The sequence below is a fragment of the Neptuniibacter sp. QD37_6 genome, assembly GCF_047778085.1.
GTDB lineage: Bacteria > Pseudomonadota > Gammaproteobacteria > Pseudomonadales > Balneatricaceae > Neptuniibacter.
The window spans coordinates 91,567-104,394 of the sequence record NZ_CP180550.1 but is presented as its reverse complement, the minus strand read 5'-3'; the positions used below and the strand labels follow the sequence as shown (position 1 = coordinate 104,394).

11 protein-coding genes are annotated in these 12,828 nt (G+C 43.6%); 2 read left to right on the top strand and 9 right to left on the bottom strand.

All coding sequences use genetic code 11. The features are described from left to right. Positions 1–2: 2 nt before the first annotated feature. Positions 3–1,094: a response regulator gene (locus ACMXYO_RS00470; protein ID WP_415886467.1), complete on the bottom strand. Its 1,092-nt coding sequence runs from the start codon at positions 1,092–1,094 to the stop codon at positions 3–5. A 203-nt stretch (positions 1,095–1,297) separates the two neighbouring features. On the opposite strand from ACMXYO_RS00470, the gene ACMXYO_RS00465 reads away from it, so the two are divergent. Then, the gene (locus tag ACMXYO_RS00465; RefSeq protein WP_415886465.1) at positions 1,298–1,846 is read left to right on the top strand and encodes a heme NO-binding domain-containing protein; all 549 of its coding nucleotides are present in this window, start codon (positions 1,298–1,300) and stop codon (positions 1,844–1,846) included. Next, the gene (locus tag ACMXYO_RS00460; protein WP_415886463.1) at positions 1,839–4,199 is read left to right on the top strand and encodes an ATP-binding protein; all 2,361 of its coding nucleotides are present in this window, start codon (positions 1,839–1,841) and stop codon (positions 4,197–4,199) included. The genes ACMXYO_RS00465 and ACMXYO_RS00460 overlap by 8 nt, the downstream gene beginning before the upstream one ends. A 202-nt stretch (positions 4,200–4,401) precedes the next feature. Here the strand turns inward: ACMXYO_RS00460 and ACMXYO_RS00455 are convergent, their stop codons facing one another. The 8 genes from ACMXYO_RS00455 to ACMXYO_RS00420 all read right to left on the bottom strand — a co-directional run bounded on the left by ACMXYO_RS00455 (position 4,402) and on the right by ACMXYO_RS00420 (position 12,690). Beyond that, complete coding sequence (locus ACMXYO_RS00455) at positions 4,402–4,908, bottom strand: cyclic nucleotide-binding domain-containing protein (protein ID WP_415886461.1); 507 nt, start codon at positions 4,906–4,908, stop codon at positions 4,402–4,404. A 300-nt stretch (positions 4,909–5,208) separates the two neighbouring features. Beyond that, positions 5,209–5,520, bottom strand: a complete 312-nt coding sequence (locus ACMXYO_RS00450) for a hypothetical protein (protein ID WP_415886460.1) — start codon at positions 5,518–5,520, stop codon at positions 5,209–5,211. Positions 5,521–5,931: 411 nt separating this feature from the next. Continuing rightward, the gene (locus ACMXYO_RS00445) at positions 5,932–7,638 is read right to left on the bottom strand and encodes a methyl-accepting chemotaxis protein (protein WP_415886459.1); all 1,707 of its coding nucleotides are present in this window, start codon (positions 7,636–7,638) and stop codon (positions 5,932–5,934) included. A gap of 155 nt (positions 7,639–7,793) precedes the next feature. Next, positions 7,794–8,096, bottom strand: coding sequence for a DUF3144 domain-containing protein (locus tag ACMXYO_RS00440; RefSeq protein ID WP_415883037.1), 303 nt, complete (start codon positions 8,094–8,096; stop codon positions 7,794–7,796). Between the two features lie 108 nt (positions 8,097–8,204). Beyond that, entirely contained in the window at positions 8,205–9,404 is a 1,200-nt protein-coding gene (locus tag ACMXYO_RS00435) for a thiolase family protein (RefSeq protein ID WP_415886458.1), read from the bottom strand. 89 nt (positions 9,405–9,493) lie between these two features. Next, positions 9,494–10,420, bottom strand: a complete 927-nt coding sequence (locus tag ACMXYO_RS00430) for a branched-chain amino acid ABC transporter permease (RefSeq protein WP_415883035.1) — start codon at positions 10,418–10,420, stop codon at positions 9,494–9,496. 11 nt (positions 10,421–10,431) lie between these two features. Beyond that, positions 10,432–11,319, bottom strand: coding sequence for a branched-chain amino acid ABC transporter permease (locus ACMXYO_RS00425; protein WP_415883034.1), 888 nt, complete (start codon positions 11,317–11,319; stop codon positions 10,432–10,434). Between the two features lie 156 nt (positions 11,320–11,475). Continuing rightward, complete coding sequence (locus tag ACMXYO_RS00420) at positions 11,476–12,690, bottom strand: ABC transporter substrate-binding protein (RefSeq protein ID WP_415883033.1); 1,215 nt, start codon at positions 12,688–12,690, stop codon at positions 11,476–11,478. Positions 12,691–12,828 lie beyond the last annotated feature (138 nt).

Below are 12,828 nucleotides of genomic sequence, written 5' to 3'. Positions count from 1 at the left end.
GATTAATCCTTAAACTGAGCTGCAATTTCTACGAATGCTTTTTCCTGACGAAGAAAGGCATCAATAACATCTGGGTCAAAATGTTTGCTTTTCCCTTCAAGAAGAATAGATTTTGCTTTTTCATGATCAAATGCAGGTTTGTATACCCGCTTGGATATAAGGGCATCATAAACATCTGCTACTGCCATTAGTCGTCCTGATAATGGAATTTCGTTCTCTTTTAGGCCATAAGGATATCCGGTTCCGTCCCACTTCTCATGATGAGTAAGAGAAATTTCACGGGCATAACGTAAGAAAGAGTTGTCTCTATCTGACATACCAGCTTCTGCCTCTAAAATTGCATCAGCACCAATTTGCGGATGAGACTTCATCACAGAAAACTCTTCTTCCGTCAACTTCCCAGGCTTTAGAAGAATACTATCAGGGATTCCAACCTTACCAACATCATGTAACGGTGCTGATTTATAGATTAAATCAATATTTTCATCTGTTAGCTCTTCTTTGAAGAATCCATTCTGAACCAGATCTTCCGCTAGAGCTTTTACATAATACTGAGTACGACGAATGTGGTTGCCAGTTTCATTATCTCGCGTTTCAGCTAATGAAGCTAAAGCAAGAATGGTTATATCCTGCGTCGCTGATAATTCAGCCGTACGGATTTTAACATTTTTCTCAAGAATCTCATTCTGACAAGCCAGTTCATCCTGAGCTTTCTTTAATGCAAGATGAGTTTCAACTCTGGCTGTAACAATTGCGGGGGAAATAGGTTTTGTTATGTAATCGACAGCTCCAACTTCCAAGCCATTCATTTCGTCCACTTCTTCGTTCATTGCCGTAACGAAAATTACAGGAATAGCTGACGTAGATGTAGACTGTTTAAGTTCCCGGCAAACCTCAAAACCATCCATACCAGGCATCATAACATCCAGAAGAATAAGATCTGGTTTCACTTCCCCATTAGCTCTGGATAGCGCCTGCTCGCCGTTTTTTGCTGCAATTACTCTGTATTTTGATTTAAGTAAGTCCGACAGGACCATAATGTTTATAGGCTCATCATCAACTACAAGTATGGTCTTGCTTTGAGTTTCGTTCATATAATGCAACCCCAAAAACTAATCCGATGAAATAAATTAAGACTTTAGAGTTCTCCATCTCCAGCCACAATCCAAAACAATAAAATTCACGTGGTTATTTAGTCTAAGAATGATCCTTGTCAGTTATCTTTTATTTGATATTTCCCGTTGAAGAGGAAATTATCTATATATAGCTAATATAAATGTAGTGACAGAGGTAGGCCATGCTTGGGATTGTTTTTACTGAATTTATGGAGATGGTAGAAGAGAAGTTTTCTGCCGATGTACTTGATGAAGTTTTAGAAACGCCGGGGCTAAAATCAGATGGGGTTTATACATCTGTAGGTTACTATGACCATAAAGATATGGTCAAAATGGTTGTCGAGTTATCAAAACAAGTTGACGTGCCAGTAGATGATTTAATAGAAGCTTTTGGGCAGTACCTTTTTGGTATACTGATCTCTAAATACCCCACCCTCAAAGAGAACATTAGCTCTGCTTTAGACTTTCTTGAAACAGTCGACGGTACTGTGCACAAGCAAGTAAAAAAACTTTACCCAGAAGCAGAATTACCTGAATTTGATTGCGAACGTATAGACCAAAGCACTTTGAATCTACACTACAGATCTAAGAGGCCTTTCTCGATCCTTGCATTAGGGTTGATAAAAGGATGTGGTGATTTCTTCGGTGATAAGCTAGAGGTTACGCACACCTCTCGAGAAGAAAATGGACTACACCATACCAACTTTGTTGTAGTTAATGCTAATGACTAGCGAAGCAGATCGTTGGGAAAAACGATATCTCCGTGAAAAAAAAGCACGCAAATCAGCAGAGGAATTATTAGAAAAGAAAGCCAGTGAGCTTTTTGAAGCCAATGAAAGACTGAGGAAACTGCTTGATTTTCAATCAAATATTGTCGAAGAAAAGACCAAAGAGCTTCAATCGGCTCTCGCTGTAGCTAAAGATGCGAATGAACATAAAAGCATGTTTTTGGCCAATATGAGCCATGAAATACGCACACCGATGAATGCCATTATAGGTCTCAGTCATCTAGCCCTTGAAGTCGAGTTAGATCAACAACAGCAAGGGTATTTGCACAAGATACAATTCTCCGCCAAAAACCTTCTAGGAATCATCAATGACATTCTTGATTTTTCTAAGATTGAAGCGGGAAAAATGAATATTGAAATCGTTCCTTTCGACTTAGATGAAGTATTGAGTGATCTCTTCGGCCTACAAAAGATCAAAGCCGAAGAAAAAGAAATTTGCTTTACTCTGAATCGAGATTTCAGTTTCGCTAACTATGTACTCAGCGATCCAGTCCGTATTAACCAAATACTGACAAATCTTGTCAGTAATGCCATCAAGTTTACAGAAAAAGGAAAGGTCACGGTTGATGTTGATGCTGTTTACAAAAATGGTGAGAACGCTTGCCTTAATGTCGTAGTCGAAGATACAGGCATTGGTATCACTAAAGAGCAAAAAAAGCTTCTATTCCAACCATTCACACAAGGCGATTCTAGTACCACTCGACAATTTGGCGGTACAGGGCTGGGCCTTTCAATTACTCAAAAGCTAACAGAGTTATTAGGCGGAACTATCCATCTTGAAAGTGAAATAGGTAAGGGAACTAAAGTAACCGTATCACTACCTCTAAAATTAGACCCAAACAAAACCAAATGTAGTCATTTATTGAAAGGAAGATCTTGTCTATTGTTGGGGGGAGATGAAACCTTAAGGAAGCTACTCGAAAGTTTTGGCTTAAGTATTCTTTCAGCAGAATATAGTAGAGATGCTATCCAACTTGTTGAAAATGCTGTAGTAAAGGAGCCAATTGATTGCATAGTAATTGCCCCTCCTTCAAATGCTCAATTGGACTTGCCTGATTACCTCCTTGCATTACGTAATCAAGTCCCTGAAGTCATTCTTATACCAAATATCCTGATTACTTCGTCAAGAACAGCAAAAATCATCTCAAAACATCATGACAGTTATAATCTTCATGCGATTAGCGAATTGATTACTCCTTCAAGTGTCCTTGATCTGCTAACAGAGGTCTTACAGCCTGAAATAAAACCTGATTCTGTTAGAAAAACCAGATCTCCACTACATGGTATTGAAGATATTTTGGGAGCACGTGTATTGCTCGTAGAAGATAACCCTTTAAATACAGAAGTAGCTAAAGGGATGCTTGAACGTATGGGCTTACATACGACGTGTGCGACAAATGGGCAAGAAGCTTTAAATCTAATGGCTGAATCTTCTTTTGATATTGTATTAATGGATCTACAAATGCCTGTCATGGATGGTTTTGAAGCTATATCGCATATCAGAAGCAATCCAGACTATGTGAACCTACCAGTCGTCGCTTTAACTGCCCATGCTATGACAGGAGATAAAGAAAAAAGCCTAGCCTCAGGTATGGATGATCATATCACTAAGCCTATTGATGTGGATGAACTTGAAGAAACTCTCTTTAAGTGGATTCCCTCTACTCAATTAAGAAGAAAGTCACAGAGTACAACAATTAATGCACCAAACATTATTTTCGAGCACATAGATGGCCTAGATTTAACAAATAGCCTTCCTCGTGTTTCGGGCGATATTAGCTTCTATCTATCTCTGTGGAAGCAATATGAGCTTCGCTACCCTGATCTAGCTCGTGAGTTTTCTGTTCTAATGAATAGAAAGGATCTAACAGAAATAAACAAACTGGCTCATAGTGTAAAGGGCGTTTTCGCTAACCTTGGGGCAGTTGAACTAGAGAAAACCTGTGCTGTACTCGAGTGTTTAGAATGCCTTTCAGACTGTTCAGGAACAGAACTAACAGAGCAACTAAATAGCCAATTAGCAGTTGTCCAAGCGAGTTTACAAAAACTCAAAACAACCAATAAACCTGCTTCCGCACAAGAAAGCTCAAATACATATGACGCTAATGCCTTTAAAGAAAAGCAATTGCAGTTAGAGCAGCTACTGGTAGCAGGTGATATTGAGGCAATGAATGTAGTTAAAGTGCTAACAAGAATTTGTGAGGAAGCTAAAAAGCCAATGCTTGATGACATTGAAAAGTTAATAGCTGACTTTGAATTCGAAGAAGCTCTAGAGTATTTAACACATTTAAAATGACGTGCTTCTTATACTTAAAATATTCCGAAAAGGCTTATTAAGATCGGAGTAATGGGTTAAAACGACGTAGCGCAGCAAAAGATCAGCTTTTCAAGAGGAAAAGCGCTAGGAATATCTTATGCTCGCTGCGATTTGGGAGAAAACAACTTACCAACAGAAACAGATCAACTTAGTACTTAATAGCAACGGGTTAGATTAGAATCTATTCTAAATAATCCACCAACTTCCCAGTCGCCAGACGTAGATGCTGGCTGATTTGTTTAGCAAATCTCATTACGAGCTCTAAAGCAACTCTAGGACGGGCTTCACACATTTTTTTAAAGCCCTCTGTGGTCATTACTAATACAGATATATCGGTAGCAGCTACAACTGTGGCAGACCTAGTTTCGTTATCGATTAAACCCATCTCACCAATAGTATTTCCTGCCCGCAAAGTAACTATCTTTTTGAGTTTGTTCTGGTCATCCTTTTTCAGCACATCCAAATGTCCTTTTATTATCAGAACAAAATAGGAACACTTTTCGCCCTCAGAAAATAAACTTTCTCCCTTCTTAAGCTGATAAAGATCCATGTGTTCCGCCAAATATTGTATGTGTTCATAGCTGAATTCTCGTCCCCATGCACTGGCATCTAACAATTGGCACTTTTCGTCCAAAGGCGTGTCTTCCTTTGAACGGTTAGATAAAAGATCGATCTTTGAGTGGCTCATTGTTATTGCTCTACCTAAATAAAACGCAGTGGGGAGAAAATTATTTGGTCTTTTTAGTCACTTACTTAAATTAACTATATACCAATCAGTTTGATAGGAACTTATCTGTTATTCCTAGGGGCGCAAAGTGTTAAAAGTATTTCTTCTATTCAATAACTCATTTTTTACCTTAGATTTTCCCTAATCGTGGAACTACGACTACTAATGAACGCCCTTCTTTTGACTCTAGCTATCATAGATAGAGATCCGACTGTGCCCAGAGAGGAAGGCGCAGGTATGAGAATAATTTCTCAGAAGGGATTACTTGAACTGTTTGATCTTCTCTGCAAACAAGTCAATTTCTACTGAGACTGGCTTATCTGATGCTCTTCGCCCTTGAGGGTTGTGCCTCGAAAAGTTGTGCTTATCCATTCTATTTCTTTTTTCATGGTTTGAACGTCTATCTATCATTGTCTTCCGACGTTCTTCCCCTTTGTACTGTGAATACAAGTACTGCTTCCACCATTCTTCAGCATGTTGGATGCTATGAAAGGTTGGGCTTACAGGATTTATATTTTCATCAGCCCAATAAAATACGATTTCATATTCGACAAAATCTTTTACTAATTTCATGAAGTTATACATCTAGCTTTAGGCGTTTAAACATGGAGATGAGGGGAAGCTGGCATTAATGCGCTATTGACCACATATATTTCGGGCTATGTTATAGGGCTATTAGCTCTACAGTCCATTTGGTCGGTTTGGATTGCTGACCCAGATCAAATCACTACGTAATAATAGCAGGAGATTTCGGAAAGGAAGCTTTTATCGTTAAAGAACAGAAAGTTAGATCGTAAAAACATCAACTCATTAAATTTCAGCCATCTGAACCCTATTACGTCCATAATTTTTAGCCTGGTAAAAAGCTTTAGAGTAGCGATACTTTCACCCTCTTTAGGAATAATAAGTCTAAGATTGGCAGTAACAGAGCAACCGCCATAGGAAATATGACGTTTTACTCTGTTACAACCAATTACTTTTCGGTTAATCCACCTTAAAGTGGCTTACGCTCTGTCGTAACTGCTGTGCAAGCGCCGAGAGTTCTTGGCAAACCTGTTGATTGCGTTCGGATTCGGCTGAAGTTTCTTCCGATTTAATCTGAATGAACGAAACGTGCTCACTAATATCATTAGCCACTGCACCCTGCTGTTCTACCGCCGCAGCAATTTGTGAGTTAACAAATGAAAGGTTACTCACCGCTTGAGTAATATGCTCCAACGAATCACCCGCTTGACTGGCATTTTCTACGCTATGACTCGCAGATTCCTGCCCTGATTGCATCGCGTGTACAGCATTTGATGCGCCTGCCTGTAAACGGTTGATCATATCCTGAATCTCATGAGTGCTGTTTTGGGTACGACCAGCGAGGTTACGCACCTCATCAGCCACCACTGCAAATCCCCGTCCTTGCTCACCCGCGCGCGCAGCTTCTATTGATGCATTGAGCGCTAATAGATTAGTTTGATCGGCAATATCACGGATAACATCAAGTACTTTACCTATCTCTTCACTATCCGCTCGTAGCGTATCAATAACAGATGCGGTCTCTTCAACCTGCTCTGATAATTGGTTAATCGCATTAACCGAGGCTGTCACCACAGTTTTACCCGTATCAGCCATTAGGTTAGTTTCCTTGGCGGTTTCATCAGCCGATGCAGCATTACTCGCTACTTCATGAATCGCTCCACTCATCTGTTCAACTGAAGCTGCAACCTGAGTCGTGCGTTGCAGTTGGTCTTCGGTATGCTCAGCTGTATTTTGAATATCCACCAGTAGATGATCGGTCTTATCAGCTAATTGATGAGAAACTTGGGTCAATTGCCGCACCATTTCCTGTTGTTGCGACAACATTCGATCCACAGTATGACCTAGTAGTGATAACTCATCATTTCCCGCCTCATTTAAACGCTGAGTAAGATCTCCTTCGCCATCGGCAATCATTCCTATTGCCCCAGAAATTGTAGCGATACGCTGACTAATCACCCGTTTAAAAGCAAGGTAAATAGTCGTCAGAATCACTAATAGCATCAATAAGAGAAAACCAATCACTGTCACACTGGTCACTTGGCTAGACGCGAGCTGCTCAGTTACATCCGAATCAATCTCGAGCACACCTCTAACATCACCTAACTTCCAATCCGTTTTAGGCGAATCTGGGTGGCTGTTATGGCAAGCAACGCACCCTGGGGCCGACATCGTATCGGCAATGGCAACACGGACTACACTCTTATCGCCGTGACTACTCACTTGCTTGTAAATGCCGTCAGGATTAGCGACCAGATAATCCCAAGCATCCGACGCAAATTGATCAAGATTACGACTAGCGCGGTTAGGGAAAGGGAAGTCACTATAAAGTTTGACGTTAACGCCGTTGTTTTCGAGCAATTTACTCAAATCATGGATCATCGTCGCAGGTAGCGGGATCGCCTTAGGATTTCCCTGATGATCTATCGCAGGCTTGATATCAGACCCTTTACTGACAACAGAAGCTATGTTTTGCACATAGTATTTTCGTAAAGTTTTAAACTGGATAGCCGTTTGTTCTGCAGCAAATACCGTGTCTTCCAGTACACGATCTTCCATCCTTGAAGGTATCAGCCAAGCCATAACGGCCAGCGCCACAATAAATACACCCAGAATAGGATACGCCATTTTAGCAAAAATCCCCTGGGTAATGGCTATTTTGGCCATGAGGAATTCCTCCAAATTCGGTACTTTTTAGTGTAGCAGGCAAAAAAATATTGGCTTGGTAACAGTTGCTAATTGAAGAGAAAATTAAAGAGGGAAAGGGGAAAATAAATAGGGTGAATAAGCATAACTATTGCACCCTATATCAAACGAATTTCTTAGTGGTTTTCAGCCGCAGCTTTCTCTTTTTCAGCTGCAATGTGTTCGATATGCTGGTCGAAGTTTTCGTTTAGCATTTCGTTAAAGTGGCCGGTATACCAATCTACTGCGTCTTTCTTTTCAGCCGCTAGATCGCTTGAACGATATGCTACTTCGTGGGAGCTAAAACGCGCTGCAGCGTAACGAATAGCTGCACCTACATCTTCAAGTTCTTTACCTTCAGCAGTCAACATACGGTTAGCCAGATCGATAAACTCGTCTGCCATTTTATACGTATCCATCGCCTTTTCTTTTTGACTCATACAGCACCACCCTATTCAAAAACTGTTAGGGCAATAACCCGCCCCATTACAAAAGAGCTCAACTGTACAATAGGTAAGGTGCAATAGCGAAGCGTATTGCACCAATGGCTAAGATGTTAAGCAGTGATTAAGCATCTCAACCGCGACCGCTGTCGCTTCGCCACCACCAATGCAAAGCGAGGCGATACCGCGCTTCAGGCCTTTCTGTTTCAGCGCATGCAGCAACGTCACCATAATGCGGGAGCCACTTGAGCCGATCGGGTGACCCAGTGCACACGCCCCACCACGGACATTCACTTTGTCTGCATCAAGACCGAGTTCGGTGATCGCCAGCATAGAAACCACAGCAAAAGCTTCGTTGATCTCAAATAGATCTACGTCCTCTTTCGACCAACCCGCTTTATCCAACGCTTTCTGGATCGAACCAATCGGTGCAATGGTAAATTCAGCTGGTAACTGTGCATGAGTGGAGTGAGCCACGATTTTAGCTAGCGGGGTTAGACCGCGAGCCTTCGCCTCGGACTCTTTCATCAGCAAGAGGGCCGAGCCACCATCGGAGATCGAGCTGGAGTTGGCAGCAGTCACCGTGCCGTCTTTTTTGAAGGCTGGTTTCAGGCTACGGATTTTATCGATCCGGGCATTACCTGGCTGCTCATCGGTATCGACAACCACTTCGCCTTTGCGGGTTTTAACCGTCACTGGTGCGATCTCTTCGACAAACTCACCGGCTGCAATTGCAGCAATCGCTTTTTCTAGAGAACCGATTGCAAAGTCGTCCATCGCTTCACGCGTGACATTGAAATCGTCCGCGCTCTTTTGTGCAAACGAGCCCATTAAGCCACCTTCATAAGCATCTTCTAAGCCATCAAAGAACATATGATCGATCACCTTGCCGTGACCCATACGCATGCCTTCACGGGCTTTTGGCAGTAGATACGGAGACTGACTCATATTCTCCATACCACCAGCGACCATGATAGAAGCCGAGCCCGCTAAAATCTGATCATGAGCCAACATCACCGCTTTCATACCGGAGCCACACATCTTGTTGATGGTGGTACAACCGGCAGCATCAGGAATACCTGCTGCACGCGATGCTTGTCGAGCAGGCGCCTGACCTAAACCAGCAGGCAAAACACAGCCCATTACCACTTCATCGACATCATCCGCAGCCACACCCGCACGCTCAATTGCAGCTTTGATCGCAGTAGCACATAGATCGGGAGCGCGAACATCGCTTAACGATCCCATCATGCCACCCATTGGGGTACGCGCGGCACTTACAATAACGACTGCATCCTGACTCATATTTCCACCTTATAACTTTCTAATATTGACGTTAACGTCAACTTGTAGAGACAAAAAAGGGGATCGTATAAATCCCCTTTGGTTTAAGTTTAGCTAAAGTTCTTTTTCATGAATTTCTGCACTTCACCAACGATACCGCTACGGAACGCCAGTACGCAGATCACGAAGATAAAGCCCATGATGATGTGGATGTAGTTACCCAACTCACCACCGGACAAGTAGTTCTGAATAGTCACAACCGCACCGGCACCTACGATTGGGCCAAAAATTGTGCCCATACCGCCTAGCAAGGTCATCAACACCACTTCACCGGACATATGCCAATGAGCATCGGTCAGAGAAGCCAGCTGGAATACCAAGGTTTTCGTCGAACCGGCTAGACCTGCTAGTGCAGCAGAGATTACAAATGCAGCCCATTTGTAGTCATTAACGTTGTAACCAAGAGACACCGCACGTGCTTCGTTTTCACGGATCGCTTTAAGGATTTGACCAAACGGTGAGTGAATCGTGCGATTTACCAACCAGAATCCAAACAGGAAGATGGCAAACACAAAGTAATACATACTCATGTTATCGCTCAGGTCGATAAACCCGAACAGATGTCCACGAGGAACGCCCTGCATTCCATCTTCACCACCGGTAAACGGTGCTTGGAGGTAAACGAAGAAGGCTAACTGCGCTAACGCCAGCGTGACCATGGCAAAGTAGATACCTTCACGTTTCACCGCCAACTTGCCATATACAGCACCCAGTAAAGCCGCTGCTAAGGTTCCACCCAACACACCTAACTCGGGTGTAACACCGGTTTCCATCATCAAATAACCGGTAATGTAGCCGCCGGTTCCTAAGAACGCAGCGTGGCCGAAAGAGAGCAAACCCACATAACCCAACAGCAGGTTAAATGCGCAAGCGAACAGTGCGAAACAGAGCACTTTCATGACAAACACAGGGTAAAGCACGTAAGGAGCAATCAATCCAAGGACGACCAGTGCAATCATTGTTTTACTTATTTTCATCGTCACGTCTCCTAGGCTTCTTTACCAAATAAGCCCGCAGGCTTGGTTAGCAATACAATCACCATCACCGCAAAAATAACGGTGGTCGAGGCTTCGGGGTAAAAGTACTTCGTCAGGCCTTCCACAACCCCCATGCCTAAGCCGGTCAGGATTGCGCCACCGATCGATCCCATACCGCCAATTACCACGATGGCGAATACTACGATCAGCATGTTGGAACCCATATCGGGTGATACCGAATACACCGGCGCGGCCATGACACCGGCAAAGCCAGCTAAGCCGACACCAAAACCAAAGGTCAGAGTGACAATCAAAGGTACGTTGATACCAAATGCCTGCATCAACTGCGGGTTCTCAGTACCTGCACGCAGGTAGGCACCCAGCTTTGTTTTCTCAATCATGTACCAAGTACCGGCGCAGACAATGATCGACGCGATAATGATCCAAGCACGATAATTTGGCAGATACATAAATGGCAGACGGTTACCGCCTTTCAGCTCTTCTGGAATTGCATAGGACATACCCGAGGAACCAAACAGGTGGGTAAACGCCCCCTGAAGAATCAGCGCTAAACCGAAGGTCAGCAGCAAACTGTAGAGGTGATCCTCATTGGCAATTGGACGCAGCAGAAAACGCTCCATCAAAATGCCGATAAAGCCCACGGCGATCGGGACGAGAATTAGCGCGACCCAATAGTTAATGCCCATATAGTTAAGAGCCATCCACGCAAAGAAAGCACCCAGCATATAGAGCGCGCCCTGCGCGAAGTTAATGATTTTTAACAGTCCAAAAATAATTGCTAAACCCAGACTGAGTAATGCATAGAATGAGCCGTTAATCAGGCCCACCAGCAATTGACCAAATAGGCCAAAGAGATTTATATCGAGGAATGTTGCCATAACTCTCCACCCCTAACCGGCAACTGCGCCACAGATACATTTGTAGCTAACCGGTACTTACAATCCGCTAAGAGAGCTATATAGAACTACGAATAGCTCAAAACTCTGACTTACTGTGAGAGAGGCGAAAGCCGCCCCCCTCGTCATACAAGCGCCTTATTTGGCAGCCAGGAAGTTACACTTATCCATCATCGGACCAAATGCTTCTTCACCTGGGATAACCTGCTCAATTGCGAAGATATCGTCTTCGTTTTTACGCTCTTTGGATGTTTTGATACGTACCTGATACATGTCATGCACCATACGACCATCCGCACGTAGATGAGCGTTACGCGCGAAGAAATCGTTCGGCTTGTTCGCCTTCATCTTCGCCATTACCGCATCAGCATCATCCGTACCCGCTTCTTTGATCGCGTTTAGGTAGTGCATTGTCATAGAGTAAGCACCCGCCTGACCCATTGCTGGGATAGAGCCATGACGCTCTTTAAAACGCTTAGACCAAGCACGTGTTTCATCATCCATATCCCAGTAGAAACCTGTTGTCAGTTTCATACCGCCAGAGATTTCAGGATCCAGCGCTTTCGCGTTGTGAGTAAATACCAACAAACCTGCAACATCAGTTGTTTCAGTTAGACCGAACTCAGCTGCTGTTTTTAGGGAGTTAACGAAGTCAGCACCAGCATTCGCTAGCGCCACTACGTCTGCACCAGAAGATTGCGCCTGAAGAACGTAAGAGGAGAAGTCGGTTGTACCTAGTGGAGCGCGCACAGCGCCTACCACTTCACCGCCGTTAGAGTTAATTACGCCCGTCGCTACTTTCTCTAGAGCATGACCGAAAGCGTAGTCCGCAGTGATGAAGAACCACTTCTTCTTACCTGCAGCTACCATCGGTTTTACCGTACCGTTAGCTAGCGCTACTACGTTGTAAGTCCAGTGAGCGTTGTAAGGTGAACACGCCTTAGTGGTGAACGCATGAGATGCAGAAGTAGCGATCAGAGCAACTTTTTTGTTGTCTGTTAGCACTTTAGTTACCGCACCTGTTACTGAAGAAGCTACCAGACCTGTAACCGCATCAACGCCTTGGCTTTCTACCCATTCACGCGCTTTTGCAGAACCGATGTCTGGTTTGTTCTGGTCGTCGGCACTTACCACTTCAATTGGTTTACCTAGTACCGTACCGCCAAAATCTTCAACCGCCATCTCTACTGCTGTAACACAGCCTGCACCACAGATATCAGCATAAACACCGCCCATATCGGCTAGTACACCGATTTTGACTTTGTCGTCTGATACACCTGCCGCTTGCACCCCTGTTACTGCGAATGTAGAGGCAATTGCCGCTGTCAGCAGAGATTTCTTCATTGATTTCATCGCATTTTCTCCCGATAGAGTTTTTTATTTTTATTCAAAGTTTGATGCTTTGTGGTTTAACCCAGCACATCTTCGGGTCATTCACTTAGCCTCTGGACATTCAGGAACCTAAGCGCAGGCCTGTAAAAGGCTTATTCA

What these genes read in the sequence shown, in the direction of transcription:
- ACMXYO_RS00460 (WP_415886463.1), top strand. Translation starts at nt 1,839, where the DNA reads ATGACTAGCGAAGCAGATCGTTGGGAAAAACGATATCTCCGTGAAAAA.
- ACMXYO_RS00445 (WP_415886459.1), bottom strand. Translation starts at nt 7,638, where the DNA reads ATGGCCAAAATAGCCATTACCCAGGGGATTTTTGCTAAAATGGCGTAT.
- ACMXYO_RS00440 (WP_415883037.1), bottom strand. Translation starts at nt 8,096, where the DNA reads ATGAGTCAAAAAGAAAAGGCGATGGATACGTATAAAATGGCAGACGAG.
- ACMXYO_RS00425 (WP_415883034.1), bottom strand. Translation starts at nt 11,319, where the DNA reads ATGGCAACATTCCTCGATATAAATCTCTTTGGCCTATTTGGTCAATTG.
- ACMXYO_RS00435 (WP_415886458.1), bottom strand. Translation starts at nt 9,404, where the DNA reads ATGAGTCAGGATGCAGTCGTTATTGTAAGTGCCGCGCGTACCCCAATG.
- ACMXYO_RS00470 (WP_415886467.1), bottom strand. Translation starts at nt 1,094, where the DNA reads ATGAACGAAACTCAAAGCAAGACCATACTTGTAGTTGATGATGAGCCT.
- ACMXYO_RS00420 (WP_415883033.1), bottom strand. Translation starts at nt 12,690, where the DNA reads ATGAAATCAATGAAGAAATCTCTGCTGACAGCGGCAATTGCCTCTACA.
- ACMXYO_RS00450 (WP_415886460.1), bottom strand. Translation starts at nt 5,520, where the DNA reads ATGAAATTAGTAAAAGATTTTGTCGAATATGAAATCGTATTTTATTGG.
- ACMXYO_RS00430 (WP_415883035.1), bottom strand. Translation starts at nt 10,420, where the DNA reads ATGAAAATAAGTAAAACAATGATTGCACTGGTCGTCCTTGGATTGATT.
- ACMXYO_RS00465 (WP_415886465.1), top strand. Translation starts at nt 1,298, where the DNA reads ATGCTTGGGATTGTTTTTACTGAATTTATGGAGATGGTAGAAGAGAAG.
- ACMXYO_RS00455 (WP_415886461.1), bottom strand. Translation starts at nt 4,908, where the DNA reads ATGAGCCACTCAAAGATCGATCTTTTATCTAACCGTTCAAAGGAAGAC.